We start from the raw sequence: 15,663 nt of genomic DNA, 5'->3' as shown, positions 1-15,663 counted from the left end.
ACATTAATACCCATCTATTGAGTATTAAATAAAAGAATCCTATTTAGTTGAAAAGCAACAATCTTTTAGAAAACAACCTATATCTTTTATTACTTAGAAGTTTAAGAAATAGGCTTTATTGTACAATTAATAACTGATATAAGCTCCTTTTAATTTACTGCGACATTGAATTGATTTAAGTGTTGTAGAAAATAGGGTCATCTGTGGTAAAAAAGAGGATAGGTAGAGCTAATTCATTTAAGTACTTCTTTCTTTTTAATTTCTATTCATATAATGTGTGACATTAAATTAGATTTCACTATTTAAAATAGTTTAGCCTATAACTTTACTTTTAATAAACCTATTTGCTTAGCTGGTTTATTTTAAAGTTATTCCTTAATTCTTCCCATAACAATTGTATTATAATAGTTGCCATCTGAAAGGAGTTTATCATTTTTTAAGACGCCTTCAACTTCAAAGCCAAGCTTTTTATAGAGCAAAATTGCTTTGTCATTTGTCTCTACAACATTCAAGGCCATTTTTTTTATGTCATTCGTGTCAGCCCATTCAATCGATGCTTTTAGGAGGTTTTTTCCTATACTATAACGCCAAAATTCCTTTAAAACACCTACTCCAAACTCTACTTTATGAGCAAATCTTTTTAATAGAAACCCCTCACATCTAGAAAATCCGACAATGCGATTATCAACTACTGCTACTAAACACAAATTCCTTGGACTTACCGTGTCTTCCTTTATGATTTCTTCAAATCCTGTCGTATCGATAAAGCCTTCCCCTTGTTCTCTATCGAAGTTTTCCGTCTCTCCATCAAGTTGTAGCCTCAGATCTGATAATGCTTGAGCATCTTCTATATTGGCAGATCTAATTGTATAATGAAGTTCATTTATATTAAATTCTTGGCTGTTTATGTGCATTATTGAAACCTCTTTTACTTAGTTTTAAAGATAGTACTTGGCTCAATAATGACGAATCGATTGTGCCAAACGGACTCGTGGTGCTTGATAATTTGTTGTGCGTTTAATACGTGACTATCTAGGGTGGTATGTGCACCTTCCACTAAAATATTATGATGGTATCCATGACTATAGGCATTTCGGATGGTCGTATCCAGACAAAATCCTGTTTGAGCACCAGCGAAAATAAGCTGCTCAATTTGTTGTTCCTGTAAGTATTGCGCTAATTCCGTTTGATAAAATGCATCCCATGTTGTTTTTTGAATTACTTTATCATTTGGTTGTCGTAGAAGTCCGTGATATAGATCCCAGCCTGGTTTGCCAAATGCCAAATCGTCATCTTTATGTGAATCCGTATGCTGGATAAAAATAATTGAAACTTCGCTGTGTCGTGCCCAAGTTATTAACTTATTAATGTTTTCTAGTACTTTTTCGTAATCAAATAAGAAGTTTTCACGATCCAAAAAAAATGCTTCCTGCATATCCACTATCATTAATGCCTGCTTCATATAGTTCTCCTTTTGGAATCTGACTTTAATTCTTTTATTGTACAAAAAACTTTTTTCCATTTAAAGAAAATTATGAAAAGAGAGCGAGACTTTCATGCTTGTTCAGGTGGGTGGGTGAATGATGAGTCACGATGTTGGTACGAAGGGATATCACAGGACGTGATGTTTTCCTCTACCCTTGGGATGCAATTACTAATTTGTCAGCAAGTTTTATATTCTCCTTTAAATAATTTGGTATAGAAGAATTATCGAGTATTTGTTCAGTTGTCATCCACACGACACTGTCAACTTCATCAGGACTCTTTGCAAAAGCTTCTCCGTGCTGATGATGACAAAGAAATACGATGTCTACTACACTAATACCAGCATCTGTCAAGAAGGAGGAACTATTAACATACCTTAGATTTGAAACCTCCACCCCAACTTCTTCGGCAATTTCCCTTATAAGTGTTCTTTCTAAAATATTTGTTGAGAACCCTTCCTTTTCGACCTTCCCACCAACAAGAGACAATACTCCCCCTGCATGTTCCTCTTTTTCACTACGTTTTATTAACAGCCATTTTTTATTTTTGTATATTGCAGCTTCCACATTAACGATAAACATATTATCGCCTCCTAAAAAAGTATATTATATGTATTTTCTGCATCAGAAGAGTCTTCTCCTTTTTCGATTTTTTTACCGTAAGTATTTTTCTGCATGGTAGGACGAATGTTAGCAAAAACGATTAAACGGCTTAAGCCCATTAGTTTAAAGGGATTAAGCCGCTCAAAATATTTTCTACTATTTCCTCCGTCACTTGACAAGAAGAAGTTCAATTATTTTATTTCATTAATTCTTCAACAAATTCAACTGGTACATATGTTTTTGTTGGTTCTAATAAAGCTGGTGCTACTTTAAAATAACGAAGTGCTTTATTATAGCCATATTCTTTTTGATCACGTGTAATTGTATAAGATAATGCGCCTTTAGAAATAATGGCACCATTTCCTGTTGATTCTACTTTAAAGCCCAACTCTTCGGCAATTAAACGTAGTGGTACCATTTTAGTACCTTCGACCTCATAAAAGTCTTTATTAATAATTTCTTGTACTGCAGCTTTAGATGGATCCACTTCTCCTGGTTCTTGTGCAATCGTATCTAAAACGACAACTTTTGAAGGTGGTGTTTGTGCTGGGATACTCATTGTTGCAATTGTATAGAACACTAGTAAATGTTGTTCTGCTAAATCCTCAGCCTTTACTTTTTTACCAGACAGGCTAAGTAATTCCGTTTCTTTACCAACATTTAGTTTTAACGTATTATCAGTATTCACTAATTCTTTATTGAAAAAGTCTACTTCTACAGTTCCCATTTCTGTTGTTTCAACAATAATTACCTCTGGATTATATTGTGGTGGATAAATCATCAGCATTGGTTTATTTGCATACGTGTATGCTGTTACTTTATCACCTTTTTGTAGTTTAACTTCTTTACCAGTATTATCGAAAACTAGTGTTTCGTCATTTACGACAAAAACATTTGTATTATCTTCCTCTTTTACAGTGTAATATGTTGAATCATCACGTTTTTCAACACCCTCAATTGTTCCAGCTATTTTAATAAAAATAGGTTGAACTTGTGGATTTTGCTCATTATTATCAGTAGCGTTCGTCACAACCGCTTTTCCTTCGTTTGCTGATGCAGTTGGAGCTACTACAGCGCCCCCGATTAATAATGCTGACATGGCAAATGGTACGACTTTCGTCATTTTCATAAAAAAGCATCTCCTTCATTTCACGAATTCATAGTAGTAGTCGGCTATAAAAGAAAAAGGTTACAACATTGCCAACATTTATTCCAATCCGCTAAAAAAGCCGTGATTCTTTTACGGTAAAGAATCACAGCTTTCTCTTATGCTGGCTGGATGATTATTTTGTTCGGTTCGCGAGTATGTCCTTGCTTCGCGCACGTTATAGCGTTTAATCGTATTAGTTTAAAACATAAATTGAAGAAGATTTAATATACGCTGTAAAAAATATTCCCGCTCGTTTTGTTTCTTCCTTATTTTCAAAGCCATATCTGGGAGATCGGTAATGACGCCATTGACATTTTTCCGAATAAAATTGTGTAATGACTGATCTTTATTTAATGTCCAGACAAATAGTTTAATTTTTTGTTGCTTCATCTCTGAAATCAGCTGATCCGTTACCCAAGCTTCCTCAAGTGATATAAAATCAACTGTTTCATCCATCGGCCCGATATTTAATGCATAGACAATCCCTACACGTAAATTCGGCGCCAATTTTTTTAACTGTGACATCATTTGTGGGTCTGATGATTGGACATAATACGTATCGAGCACCTTATAAGCTTTTAGTTTTTCTACTAACTTGGGCAATACATCTTCTGTTTCTTTACCATGAACTTTCAATTCAATCAGTAAGGAAACATTTAAAGCTTTTGCTATTTCAATAAAATCATCTAAAGATGAAATTTTGTCATTAAAACCATTAGCATGAATCGTTAACGTCTTTAATTCACCGAGTGTCATATTGGCTATAACACCATTTTTACCTGCAAGTCTTCTTAATGTTCGATCATGAAATACAACGAATTGTCCATCTACCGTTTGCTGAATATCGACCTCGATTAAGTCTGCACCTGCACTTGCTGCGCTGACAAGGCCACTAATTGTATTTTCCACATTACCCTCTGTGTAGCCACGATGAGCAATAATTTTTGTATCTGGTGCATAAACACTTTTCTCTAACGAAATAATATTCATCACACTTAATGCGATAAAAACAAACAAAATGATAAATAACAATGGCTTATAGCGCCTTCTTCGAAATTTCGATGTAAACCTTGTCTTGCTTAAAGGGGTGTAATAAGTAAAAGCCACCATTACTTGTGAAATCATTGCTTGCAGTATACTAAATAGCACGACAAAAACCATTTCTAAAAAAGCAATAGTTATCCCCGCTGCGACAAGGGCTGTACTCGGTATCAAACGCTCCAACATATATAATGGCAAAGTACTTATAAGTGTAATGCCAAGCATCACAAGTAAAAGAACTGTAACTAGCATAGCTAATAATCCAAGAAGCTTTAACAAGTCCCGCTTTGAAAAATGCCAGCTGTATATTAATGAACGACATAGTGATATTTTGGGCTGGATTGTAAAAATCGGCAATGCCAATATACTACGTATGCCCACTATTACTAAAACAATTACCATAGCAAAATAAAGTAAACGACCCGTACGACTACTCATTATTTCATCTATCAAAAAGTGCGGAATGGTCATCTCTTGTGTTAACGTTAGTGGAAATATAAATGAAGCTAATGGCAATAAAAGTGCAATATAAATAAATAAAAAAATGATTTGAATACTAAAAAAAGAAAGTACCTTACGATTGAGCTGTTGCCATATGTGTAGATATCGATATCGAATTCCCCGTTGTTGATAAAAAGCCATTAAAAAAAGAAAGCCCATTTCATAATAAATAAATAGAAAAATAAGCACAATCAAAAAAAGAAACATCGAAATGACAAAGGGATGCACCATAAAACTTTGAATATTTTGCTCTGTAATATGTGTGTAGCCCGTTACTCGTAGCATTAGTTTAAATACGATAGCCGTCATTGGAACAATTAATAAAAACTGAAATAACTTAATCAGCGCGAAAACCTGTATATAATCGATGCGATACATATATATATTGTAGACAGCTTGTCGCATTACTTGTCCCTCTTTATGCATTTACTCACCTCAGTCATACCTATCGTATCCCCTATCTTAAGCATCTTTCCGATTTTTATAAGCTCTTCCTATACGATATGTAAAGTCATTTATTTCTAATTATTTTCTGCTCTTGAAATACAATTTGTTCCATATAATATGCAAGAAAAAATGATAAGATTTCTGTATTTTTAGTGTCTATAAATATTTTTTTGAAACTTTTTTGTATGTAACTCGGTAAATAATAGAATCGATACAAAATAAGGGGGCTAATAATTATGACACAAACAATGTTTCATCTTGGTGATATTATTAGTACAACCGTACTTTTTGTCATTTTCCTAGCGATATTTTTCGTGATGATTCATACGATTAAAAGAATGAAATCGACTGCTCCTTCGCCTCCACAAGAAACACTTCAGCAACAAGTAGAGGATTTAACAGTACGAGTGACAATACTTGAGCAACAATTGGGAAATTTATCAGAAAGACGCTAGCTCCTAAAGAATGAAAAAACGCTGTAAAGTTTATTCTTCACAGCGTTTTTCATGTTCTTATAAAATTATTATGTCAATGAATTAAGATGTTATAAAAGACTCTATGGCAAAACACAGGTTGATTTCCGTTACGACTGGGCGCTTTTATCATAAACGATACGGCCATCAACAACCGTATAGGCCACTTTTACTTGTGGAATATTTTCGATAGCTATTGTAAAAAGATCTTCTTTTAAAATAGTGAAGTCTGCAGTATAGCCCTTTTCAATCTTACCTCGAGCATGGTCTTGCGCTATTATTTGTGCAGCTCCTATCGTATAGAGACTTACTGCCTCAAAGCGTGAAATCTTCTCTTCCGGACCGTAGCCATTATGCGATTCCCCAAAATTCCGCCTTGTAACTGCAGCATATATACCATATAAGGGATTTGGCACTTCAATCGGGGCATCACTGCCGCCTGCAACAACTAATCCACGATCTAGTAGCGATTTTAATGGGTGTAAGCCTTTTGCCCGTTCCTCCCCTAGCCTAGCTAGTTCTGCCTCATACTCTCCCTGCACAAATTGAGGTTGCATATCTACCGCGATAGGCAACGCAGCGAGTTTTTCTAAAATCCCTTCATCGACTAAGCTACAATGAATAACACGATCTAATTGACCTTCACGAGGCGGATGGGCAGCAAATACTTGTAAAATTGTTTCAATGGCTAAATCGCCAATGGCATGCACTGCCACTGTTTGTCCAAATTGGCGTGCAAGTTTTACATATTCGACTAGTTGTTCTGTTGAATGTACAAGCATACCGCAATTGCTTGGTACATCACAGTACGGTTCACGAAGAGCAGCAGTACGTCCTCCAAAGGCACCATCGATAAAGATCTTCATGGCACCAAACTCTAAATACGGAGAAGATACTTCTTTCATCTTAGCAACTTCCTCAAATACCGTGTGGTGTTGTAATAAATGAACTTTAAACGAACGCTTTGCCTCGATGATCTTTCGAAAAGCATGTATTGGTTGCAGCGGTGGCCCGTAATAGCTTAAATCCTCAGAATGAGCACCCACTAAACCATATGATTGCAGCGATATTACCGCCTTTTCGAGGGCATCCTCAATATATTCAGACGTAATATGAGGCATATGGTTGACAATCATATACAATGCTGCATCTTTTAAAACCCCTGTTAGCTGTCCATCCACCTTATCAATGACCCCACCTTTTGGAGATCGTGTGTCCTTAGTTATTCCTGCAAATGCCAGCGCCTTGGAATTAGCCAAAATTAAATGATGACAGCTACGCTTAATAATTAAATGTGCTTCCCCTAAGGCATCAAGCTCCGCTAATGTCGGGAAAATAGGATCTATAAATTGCGTCTCATTAAGTCCAATCGCGATTACCCATTCATTTGCGGGAACTTCCATCATCCGCTCATGAATAATCGTCAGTAGCTCGTCCTTACTTCTGACGTTCGATACATCAATATGCTTTAATTTCTCCCCGTAGCCAATAATATGTAAATGACTATCGACAAAGCCTGGATACATCACATTCCCTTGTAAATGTTGAATAGAAGTAGCATGTGGCGACAAGCTATCTACCGAGCCTGTCGCCACAATTTTCCCTTCTTTTACAAGGACTGCTTCAACTGTTTCGCCAACTTGCGCCATCGTGTAAATTTTTCCACCCGTCCATAACGTTGCCAAAACAATTCCTCCTATGCAATTGCATCTAATTAATTACGTCTCGGCATAATTACCGTCCGGAATCAGCTTTAATTTCTTTCGGAGAATGTCTGAACCCCACTGAAAGAAATTAAATGTGCTCGCTCTAAGCGACGACGTACTATTACACCAAACCATGCTGCTAGAACAGCTTTCACAATACCTACGACGATAAATGGTGCTGCTCCACCCATAAAAGCAGCTGTCCAAGTTAAATCTCCGGCAATTTTTAACCAAGTCGTTCCAAACGCCAATGTCACAACCATTCCAATGATGTTCGCGACAATTGCATGGAAAATTGTCAACCCAAATGTATCTAAGTATAAGCCCATTATAATTGCCGTAACAAGGAATCCTACAATATAGCCACCTGTAGGACCAACTAAAATACCTAATCCCCCTGACATACCGCTAAATACCGGAAGACTAGCTGCACCAAGTAAAATATAAAGCAGTACTGATAGCGTACCAACTCTTGTCCCTAAAATCGTTACGACTAAGCCTACTGCTAATGTTTGTCCTGTAATTGGAATAAGTGGTAGCGGAATCGTTACTTGTGCAAGAACAGCAATTATCGCTGCACCAAATGCCGCTAACACAAAATTATATGTACTACTCTTTTTCAAACTAAATGGCCTCCCTTTGTGCGTTAACTCATGTTGTAAATAAGTTAACACAAAGATATAGCAAAAAAAAACTGTTGTCAATCTATTTTGAAAAATAGCTATAAAAAAAGAAATTGCTATAGTGAACTAGCAATTTCTCTTCACAAATTACCAAAGCGGATCGTTGGTAGGGTCATTTTCTTGCAAATCAAAGACATATGGTGCTAATTGACGATAATAAATAAGAACGCCAGCTATAAAGAAAATAATCCCAATCGTAATATTATTAAAAATAAATTGCATAAAAGTAAAAAAAGGAACCGGAAATGCTAAAATGCCACCCATTTGCATAGATTTTTTTGTACGATATTGTTTTTTCCCACAATAAGGACATTCGAGTTGTCCATTTTTCCGGTACATTTTTCGGGCTTGCTTCTCTGACCAAGTTTCCCCACACTCAATGCACACCGGTAGGCCATATCCTTTCTTGATTAGCACAAGTTTGACGATAAAGGCAATACTTACGAAAAAGCTAAAAAGCAAAATACCTTTTACGAAATCGTTTTGCAAAAATGTCAAAATACTCCATGTATCCGCTTCTTGCTGTAAGCTAGCTGCCTGATGATTCCCTGATTTTTTATTGTGTGATAATAAATAACTAAAACCAATGACAAATATCGTAAACGTCGCTAGTACCACGCGATATTGCCACGGACTACTCCTTCTTTGTTTCGTTTTACGATAAGCTTTTTGGGCTATTGCTTGTTTTTTTTCTTCTGTAAGCTTAACATCCTGAAGTTCATTTAGTACATCTTCTTTAAATTGATTCATGGCGTAACACCTCCCAATCATAATCACCGATTGCTGTAGCAAGTTGCTTTCTCGCACGTTGTAATCTTGTACGTATTGTTGCTTCTGGACAACATACGAGCTGCGCAATTTCAACTGTCGTCATATCCTCAAAATAATAGAGAATTAATACTTCCCTATATGTAACAGATAATGTAAACAAAGCTTCTACTAGCTCTCGTCTTGTAGACTTAGCAAGAAATTCCTTTTCAGGCGTGACTGCTGTCGTACGCCCTGTTATTTTTTCAAAGAGTGTCAGTCGTTTACTTTTCCAGCTACGCAAATAATCATGGCTTCGATTGACCGTCATTTTTACTAAATATGTACGTAATGATGATTCTTGACGAAATTGCTCCTGCTTTTGATAAAAGGCGATAAACACATCCTGCACAATGTCCTCAGCCGTTGCTTCATTTTTCACATATAAATAAGCAACCTTTAGTAAGTAATCACCGTGCTCTGCAATTATTTTTTCGATATCCATTTGTTGTCTCACCTTCTTTCTAAACTATTGACGGATGCCACTTCATTTCCGATTCATTTTATTAAAAAAATTTTTAAAAAGAAAAGAATCTGCCAAACTCCAACGACTGTGCGTTGAAATGAAGCAGATCCTTTATGATTAAATCTTTAGCGGATGTTTAAGAAATTAAAAATATTTCGCTGAATAGAACGCTTACATTTTAAAATTCGCCAGAAACATGAGCTGACCTGTTTATATACTATTTCCCACATCATTATATTGATTAAAGAACGTAATTTGGTTACGTCCATTGCGCTTGGACGTATACAATGCTGTGTCCGCATTATGGATCAGTTCTTCGACCGCAGTTATTTGGCCTTGTTTATTTGTACTTACACCAATACTAAATTCTAAATGGACAGTCTCATCATTAATTAGTAAAGACAAAGAATTTAATGTTTGATAAAGATTTTCCGTCATCGTATGAACAGATTCACCTTCCTGTAATTTGCAAAGTACAATAAACTCATCTCCACCAAAACGAGCTACTATCGATTCAAATGCTTGAAAATAGTCCTTTAATGTAGTTGCAGTAATCGTTAAAGCATCATCACCAAACAAATGACCATTTGTATCATTGATTTCTTTAAAATGATCTAAGTCAATCATCATTAATGCTAATTGTTGATTATCTACTGAAGCTTTCTCCACCATTTTCTCTGCTTTCTGATCAAAATAGCGTCGATTATAAATATTCGTTAATGGATCAATGTAAGAAGTTTTTTCAAAATGTTTTTTCTGGTCATCGTACTCCATCTCAAATAACAAATGAGTATAATTTTCCCTTTGAATTTCCAATAAAACGTCAATATATTCCTTTTGTATCGAGCACAATATAATTTTATTACCTTGCTTTTCTATTAGCTTCACCAAAGAATTGTAGATCGTTTGAAGCATAGATAAATCATTATTTTTTAAGGCATAGTGCTTCGACTTTTGGTACAAATCAATGGCCTCGCAAATGCGTCCCTGTTTTTCACAAAGTAAAGCATAGGCATTTATAACCTCCAATTGTAGCTTTGAATAAGGAGGTTTCTGAATCGTCACTAACAACTCTTGCAATAATTCAGCTGCTTCATCAAATTCCCCCAAACTAATTTGGGCAACAGCTAAGTTTATTTTTGAATACATAATCCCTGAATATGGACTTTCATGCTTGGTCTCAAAATAATTGGCATAGTATAAGCTCTTTAATGCAAAATCCTTTGCTTTTTGATAGTTCCCTGAAGAGTTTTCTAAGTCGCTCAAATTATTATATATTTTCCCTATACTATCTATATGTTGAATACGTTCAGCAATCTTTAGTCCCTTAATCATAAACTCTTTAGACTTCTTTATATGGCCAAACGTTCCCCAATAAATAGCTACAATAATATAATGATGAATTAAATCAATATCATCGCCATATTGAAAGGTTAATTCGCGATACTTCTCAAGTACACTAATAGAAACTTGCAAATCACCTGTTTGGAAATAGCTTGCACAGCTATAGCGTAATAACAGGATTGCTTTTTTATACATACCAAGCTCAATAGCACTTTCAATTGCGGCACTACTTAATTCTATATATTCTATAAAGCGATTTGCATCATACAATTCATTTAGTGTAATCCATAGTTCTTCAAACTCCTGTGTATTCATACCGCTCCTCCTTCTATTAACCCCTACTTCTTTAATACTATCTTTATGTGCATAATATTACAATTCCTCAGACTCATTTATTTGTAAATTAATGAGTAAATTTAACCTTAAAATACCATACGGTGATTCATTTATCCCAAAAAGATAATATACAACCCTATAAAAACGACCTTTGAATATTTATGATAGTACAAAAACTATAATTTCCCAACACAGAAAAAACAAGCCCCCTTCTTTAAAGAGACTTGCCGAATGTTTGAAATGAATTAAAATTACAGTGGATCATCATCTCCATAACATGGGGTGGCTGGGCACTTTCCTAGGATGCAAAGTCTCATCTATCAGCAATTCTTGCGCTTTTATCAGCGGTTTTCGTGGTTCTATCAGCGATTCTTGCGCTTTTATCAGCGGTGTTCGCGGTTCTATCAGCGATTCTTGCGCTTTTATCAGCGATGTTCGTGGTTCTATCAGCGATTCTTGCGCTTTTATCAGCGATGTTCGTGGTTCTATCAGCGATTCTTGCGCTTTTATCAGCGGTGTTCGCGGTTCTATCAGCGGTGTTCGCGGTTCTATCAGCGATTCTTGCGCTTTTATCAGCGATGAACGTTTTATCACCGAGTCTGTTTACTTTATCACCGTTAATGTTTACCCTTACAAAAAAACAATTTTTCGGAGTGAATTTAGTTCTTCGCTTTCTATTAGAAATTTGCGTGTTAATGGCATATGCATTGGAGCACCTGCTTTTTTCGTAGTTAGTTGGAGTATATTGGTTCACCCAAAGCAACATTTCCATTGAATGGGATTTGGCATTATATGTTTGAATTTGCGATATTCTCTTTAGCCGTTATAACTCTGTATGCAACTGGATGAACACAAGTAGCTATTGTATTTGCCATACTAATAATCATCAATCAGATTTTATTGTCCGTATTTAACCAACGCTAAAAAATCCACGTTTTTAAAGTGGATTTTTTAGCAGGTATGTGTAAATCGTTGTAAGGTTAGCTTTAATACCGTTTACTCCCTTCCACTCCTTATACTCCTTAGGTAGATTAAATTCAGCAATAAAATCTTCTCGTGACAATTTTCGTTGAAGAGCTTCTTTTGCACGTTGAGTCATGAAAGATAAATACTCAATTAATGTATCGCATAAAGTCAAATCAGCAATATTACCATGACCAGGTACAAGTATATTTATATCGATTTGTTTAACTCGCTTTAATATCGTCAAAAATTCTTCAGGATTATAAATCGGTACATGTAAGTTTTCAGTCGCTAAATCACCCATAAAAGCTATTTTTTCTTTAGGAAGGTACATAAATGTATCACTCGGTGAATGTCCACCACCTAAACAGTATAATTCCACAGTTCTATCGGAACCGGTGATAGTTAATTTTTCCTCAAACAACAAGGAAGGTAGTACAATTTGTAATTGAGATAGGTCATCTAACACTTTCGACATTTCTTGATATTGATTGATTAAGCTTGCTTTTATAATGTTGTCTTCTGTTGAATCGATTTGATTTTTTAACTGAAACAGGTAATGATTCATGTCTAGCTTTTCCTTCTCATAATCTTCAATCTTATTTTTTTCTTTGCACAATTTCTCCGTTACATATGTAGAAATAATCGTTGTATCTGAAAATACTTGATTTCCAAAAACGTGATCCCCATGATAATGACTGTTAATCAAATACTTTACTTTCTTACCCGTTAAACTTTCAGCTTGGCGCCTTAACTCATCCCCAGCTGAAGGAGTACTTAGCGAATCAAAAACTAGAAGCTCGTCACCTAAATCAACTATTCCTGCATTACTCCAAGCACCCTGACCTGGTTTTGCAAGAGCAGCAAACACACCGTCACATAAAGTACGCAAAGTAAAATATTTTGTTTCTACAATCCCCTGTTCCATTAATAACTCCCCCTTTTTTACATATTATAGATTCATTCTTTAAGATAAAATTTTACCGCTTGTCAACAATAGATCCTTTTAAATGGAATAACGAAAAAACTTTATTAATTTTTAACTGAAACCCTTTTCATTAATCGCTTTAGTTTATTCTCTGTATCCGTTTCCTCTACTGGTGTATAGACACTGCACCGTAAATCCATCTCACCTTGAACCTGAAGAGAAGTTAAATTAAACAACATTTTGCCTGCTTTAGCATGTCTGAATTCAATTATCATTTCTGGAGCCTTACTCACTTGACTTTCTTGCCACAAATCATGAAATTCTGAATGTGAATAACTCATTTCCTTAATAAATTGGTTGTACCATTCATCGCCTAAATAGTGTCCATAATAGGTGCGGAAAATGGCAAGAAAACCTTTCGCAAAATGCTCCCAATTAACGGCCAATGCTTTAAATTCTTTTCTAGTGAACACTAAACGAATCAAATTTCTTTGCTCTTTTGGTATTTGTTCAAAATCTAAAAAAACATGAGCAGCTGCCGGATTCCAGCCCACTATATGGCAATGTCGATCTGTAATAATTGTTGGACAATATGTTAATTCAGTTAGTATTCGCTTTAAAGAAGGGCTAAGCTCTAATTGATTATTTTTTTGATTTGTAATTTCTGATTTTGTTCCTAATGCCAGGTCATATAAGTAGTCTCTTTCATCATTATTTAATTGTAGAGCTGTAGAAATACAATCAAGTACGATTGAAGAAACTTTTATATCTCTTCCTTGCTCTAGCCATGTATACCAAGTGGTACTTACACCTGCTAATTGTGCAACTTCTTCTCTTCGTAATCCTGGGGTCCTTCTTCGAGTTCCGGCAGGTAAACCAACAGTCTCTGGCTTGATTTGAGCACGTTTAGCTTTTAAGAATGTCGACAAAGCTTCAAGCCTTGTTTTATCATTCATTTTTAAAACTCCCATTCTTATCAATTTATTCTATTAGTAATTATACCAGGATAAACTGTCACTTGTAATAGGATAAAGGAGCTGTAAAATATAAGTAAATCGTTTATTTGGAGGTATGAAATTGGAAAGAGTTGTGATTACAGGTATGGGGATAGTGTCTCCTTTAGGAAACAACATCCAAACATTTTGGAACAATTTGATTAACGGGCAATCTGGTATATCCACTATCGATACATTTGATGTTACTAATCATAAGACAAAAATTGCAGGAATCGTCCAAGGATTTGATGCAGCTGAAGTTTTAGGAATGAACGAAGCTAAACGTTTAGATCGTTTTTCTCAATTTGCTTTGGCTGCAGCTGAACAAGCTTGGGTAGATTCTAAGTTAGACCTTGATCGTATAGATGTAGAGAGGTTAGGCGTATATGTAGGCTCAGGTATTGGAGGAATTGAAACGTTGATTGAAAATATTGATGTGCTTAGACAGAAAGGGCCTAGAAGAGTTAGCCCGACCTTAGTACCTGCCATGATTTCAAATGCTGCTGCGGCACAAATTAGTATCAAATGGAATGCAATGGGACCTTCTATGTCGCCCGTTTCCGCTTGTGCAATTGGAAATACAGCTATTGGTGAAGCCTTTAGACTCATTCGTTCTGGAGAAGTTGACGTTGTGTTCGCAGGTGGAACAGAGGCAGCTATAACAGACTTATCGATAGCTAGCTTTGGTAATGCTACAGCATTATCAAGAAGAAACGATGAGCCCACTAAAGCTAGTCGTCCATTTGATGATAAACGAGATGGATTTGTCATGTCAGAAGGAGCTGGAATTCTAATCTTAGAATCTTTATCACATGCTTTACGTAGAAAGGCAAAAATTTATGTAGAAGTCATAGGATACGGTGCAAGTTCAGACGCACATCATATCGTAGCTACTCATCCGGAAGGTAAAGGTGCCTACCTTGCAATGAAATCAGCTTTAAAAAATGCAAATTTGTCGCCTGAAGAAATTGATGTTATTAGTGCCCATGCTACAAGTACAAAAGTGGGAGACATCTCCGAAACGATGGCTATTAAGCAGCTGTTTGGTAAACAAGCTTATCAGATTCCAGTAACAGCTAATAAATCTATGCTCGGTCATATGCTAGGGGCAGCAGGCGGGGTTGAAGCAATTGCTTTAGCAATGAGTTTAAAGGAAGGTATAATTCCTCCAACAATAAACTTAGGAAATCCTGATCCTTTATGTGATCTCGATTATGTACCATCTATGGCTCGCAAAGTAAAGATAAATACAGGTTTGTCAAACTCATTCGGTTTCGGAGGTCATAATGCGGCAATTGTTTTTAAGAAATACGAGTGAATAAACTTTCTCTAGTAAATCTAACCGTTTCTTACGGAAATGGTTAGATTGGCCCTTTTGTTAAACAAGTAGAAAACGGAGTACTCTTAGGTTTTCGTATGAGGAGACTTCAATATTAAATAACTTATTGTCATTACACAATCAAGAGAAAAAGAAAATCCACTCTTTTTACAAAGTGGATTTTCTCATTGTATTAAATAAGTCGCTTAATCTTCGTTTCATATAACGCAACAATTAGTAAGCCACCAAGTATAGGGGTTAAAGAACTAAAACTAAAATAAAAACCTTCATCATTGTATTGTCCTAAGAAATGAAATTGTAGCCATGGAACGCCATATGTTTCACCTACACCGTATAAAAAAACTGTGCTAAATAAAAACAATGCGAGACATTTTATAAATTCATTTCTTTTCATACC

General features: G+C 35.6%; 16 protein-coding genes. 3 read left to right on the top strand and 13 right to left on the bottom strand.

The window, feature by feature from the left end; genetic code table 11:
- Nucleotides 1-368: 368 nt before the first annotated feature.
- The 5 genes from PVA17_RS19400 to PVA17_RS19380 form a co-directional block, all read right to left on the bottom strand.
- A complete protein-coding gene (locus PVA17_RS19400) occupies nt 369-914 on the bottom strand; it encodes a GNAT family N-acetyltransferase (protein ID WP_274068641.1) in 546 nt (181 codons plus the stop codon).
- Nucleotides 915-928: 14 nt separating this feature from the next.
- Nucleotides 929-1,462, bottom strand: a complete 534-nt coding sequence (locus PVA17_RS19395; RefSeq protein ID WP_274068640.1) for a cysteine hydrolase family protein — start codon at nt 1,460-1,462, stop codon at nt 929-931.
- A gap of 172 nt (nt 1,463-1,634) precedes the next feature.
- Nucleotides 1,635-2,066 (bottom strand): NUDIX hydrolase, encoded by a 432-nt coding sequence (locus PVA17_RS19390; protein ID WP_274068639.1) that lies wholly within the window; start codon nt 2,064-2,066, stop codon nt 1,635-1,637.
- A 217-nt stretch (nt 2,067-2,283) separates the two neighbouring features.
- Nucleotides 2,284-3,216 (bottom strand): stalk domain-containing protein, encoded by a 933-nt coding sequence (locus tag PVA17_RS19385; protein WP_274068638.1) that lies wholly within the window; start codon nt 3,214-3,216, stop codon nt 2,284-2,286.
- A 219-nt stretch (nt 3,217-3,435) separates the two neighbouring features.
- The gene (locus PVA17_RS19380) at nt 3,436-5,205 is read right to left on the bottom strand and encodes a glycerophosphodiester phosphodiesterase (protein WP_274068637.1); all 1,770 of its coding nucleotides are present in this window, start codon (nt 5,203-5,205) and stop codon (nt 3,436-3,438) included.
- A 257-nt stretch (nt 5,206-5,462) separates the two neighbouring features.
- Here PVA17_RS19380 and PVA17_RS19375 point away from each other — a divergent pair, with 257 nt between their 5' ends.
- On the top strand, nt 5,463-5,681 hold the full coding sequence (locus PVA17_RS19375; protein ID WP_274068636.1) for a hypothetical protein: 219 nt from the start codon (nt 5,463-5,465) through the stop codon (nt 5,679-5,681).
- A 128-nt stretch (nt 5,682-5,809) separates the two neighbouring features.
- Here the strand turns inward: PVA17_RS19375 and PVA17_RS19370 are convergent, their stop codons facing one another.
- From PVA17_RS19370 to PVA17_RS19350, 5 genes are all read right to left on the bottom strand, one after another.
- Nucleotides 5,810-7,384: an amidohydrolase gene (locus PVA17_RS19370; protein ID WP_274068635.1), complete on the bottom strand. Its 1,575-nt coding sequence runs from the start codon at nt 7,382-7,384 to the stop codon at nt 5,810-5,812.
- A 68-nt stretch (nt 7,385-7,452) separates the two neighbouring features.
- Nucleotides 7,453-8,028: a biotin transporter BioY gene (locus tag PVA17_RS19365; protein WP_132362839.1), complete on the bottom strand. Its 576-nt coding sequence runs from the start codon at nt 8,026-8,028 to the stop codon at nt 7,453-7,455.
- Between the two features lie 147 nt (nt 8,029-8,175).
- Nucleotides 8,176-8,838: a TIGR04104 family putative zinc finger protein gene (locus tag PVA17_RS19360; RefSeq protein WP_274068634.1), complete on the bottom strand. Its 663-nt coding sequence runs from the start codon at nt 8,836-8,838 to the stop codon at nt 8,176-8,178.
- Nucleotides 8,825-9,340 (bottom strand): sigma-70 family RNA polymerase sigma factor, encoded by a 516-nt coding sequence (locus tag PVA17_RS19355; RefSeq protein WP_132362843.1) that lies wholly within the window; start codon nt 9,338-9,340, stop codon nt 8,825-8,827. Before PVA17_RS19355 ends, PVA17_RS19360 begins: the two co-directional genes overlap by 14 nt.
- Before the next feature lie 231 nt (nt 9,341-9,571).
- Complete coding sequence (locus tag PVA17_RS19350) at nt 9,572-11,020, bottom strand: GGDEF domain-containing protein (protein ID WP_274068633.1); 1,449 nt, start codon at nt 11,018-11,020, stop codon at nt 9,572-9,574.
- A gap of 374 nt (nt 11,021-11,394) precedes the next feature.
- Here PVA17_RS19350 and PVA17_RS19345 point away from each other — a divergent pair, with 374 nt between their 5' ends.
- Nucleotides 11,395-11,772 carry a hypothetical protein gene (locus PVA17_RS19345; protein WP_274068632.1) on the top strand — a complete coding sequence of 126 codons (378 nt, stop codon included), beginning with the start codon at nt 11,395-11,397 and terminating at the stop codon, nt 11,770-11,772.
- Between the two features lie 206 nt (nt 11,773-11,978).
- On the opposite strand, the gene PVA17_RS19340 is transcribed toward PVA17_RS19345, so the two are convergent.
- Both PVA17_RS19340 and PVA17_RS19335 read right to left on the bottom strand, forming a co-directional pair.
- Nucleotides 11,979-12,932, bottom strand: a complete 954-nt coding sequence (locus PVA17_RS19340) for an MBL fold metallo-hydrolase (protein ID WP_274068631.1) — start codon at nt 12,930-12,932, stop codon at nt 11,979-11,981.
- Between the two features lie 104 nt (nt 12,933-13,036).
- Nucleotides 13,037-13,888 carry a helix-turn-helix transcriptional regulator gene (locus PVA17_RS19335; RefSeq protein WP_132362853.1) on the bottom strand — a complete coding sequence of 284 codons (852 nt, stop codon included), beginning with the start codon at nt 13,886-13,888 and terminating at the stop codon, nt 13,037-13,039.
- Nucleotides 13,889-14,009: 121 nt separating this feature from the next.
- Here PVA17_RS19335 and fabF point away from each other — a divergent pair, with 121 nt between their 5' ends.
- A complete protein-coding gene (gene fabF / locus PVA17_RS19330) occupies nt 14,010-15,245 on the top strand; it encodes a beta-ketoacyl-ACP synthase II (RefSeq protein WP_274068630.1) in 1,236 nt (411 codons plus the stop codon).
- 193 nt (nt 15,246-15,438) lie between these two features.
- Here the strand turns inward: fabF and PVA17_RS19325 are convergent, their stop codons facing one another.
- Nucleotides 15,439-15,660: a hypothetical protein gene (locus PVA17_RS19325; protein ID WP_132362857.1), complete on the bottom strand. Its 222-nt coding sequence runs from the start codon at nt 15,658-15,660 to the stop codon at nt 15,439-15,441.
- Between the last annotated feature and the right edge of the window lie 3 nt (nt 15,661-15,663).

This window comes from Lysinibacillus sp. CNPSo 3705, assembly GCF_028674935.1.
Lineage (GTDB): Bacteria > Bacillota > Bacilli > Bacillales_A > Planococcaceae > Lysinibacillus.
Note: the sequence above shows the minus strand (reverse complement) of the source record. Positions and strands in the feature narration are given on the sequence as shown.

Bases quoted from the DNA above. Each gene is read 5' to 3' on its own strand.
- PVA17_RS19355 (WP_132362843.1), bottom strand. From the start codon at position 9,340: ATGGATATCGAAAAAATAATTGCAGAGCACGGTGATTACTTACTAAAG.
- PVA17_RS19340 (WP_274068631.1), bottom strand. From the start codon at position 12,932: ATGGAACAGGGGATTGTAGAAACAAAATATTTTACTTTGCGTACTTTA.
- PVA17_RS19335 (WP_132362853.1), bottom strand. From the start codon at position 13,888: ATGAATGATAAAACAAGGCTTGAAGCTTTGTCGACATTCTTAAAAGCT.
- PVA17_RS19395 (WP_274068640.1), bottom strand. From the start codon at position 1,462: ATGAAGCAGGCATTAATGATAGTGGATATGCAGGAAGCATTTTTTTTG.
- PVA17_RS19385 (WP_274068638.1), bottom strand. From the start codon at position 3,216: ATGAAAATGACGAAAGTCGTACCATTTGCCATGTCAGCATTATTAATC.
- PVA17_RS19375 (WP_274068636.1), top strand. From the start codon at position 5,463: ATGACACAAACAATGTTTCATCTTGGTGATATTATTAGTACAACCGTA.
- PVA17_RS19360 (WP_274068634.1), bottom strand. From the start codon at position 8,838: ATGAATCAATTTAAAGAAGATGTACTAAATGAACTTCAGGATGTTAAG.
- PVA17_RS19380 (WP_274068637.1), bottom strand. From the start codon at position 5,205: ATGCATAAAGAGGGACAAGTAATGCGACAAGCTGTCTACAATATATAT.
- PVA17_RS19400 (WP_274068641.1), bottom strand. From the start codon at position 914: ATGCACATAAACAGCCAAGAATTTAATATAAATGAACTTCATTATACA.
- PVA17_RS19390 (WP_274068639.1), bottom strand. From the start codon at position 2,066: ATGTTTATCGTTAATGTGGAAGCTGCAATATACAAAAATAAAAAATGG.
- PVA17_RS19325 (WP_132362857.1), bottom strand. From the start codon at position 15,660: ATGAAAAGAAATGAATTTATAAAATGTCTCGCATTGTTTTTATTTAGC.
- PVA17_RS19350 (WP_274068633.1), bottom strand. From the start codon at position 11,020: ATGAATACACAGGAGTTTGAAGAACTATGGATTACACTAAATGAATTG.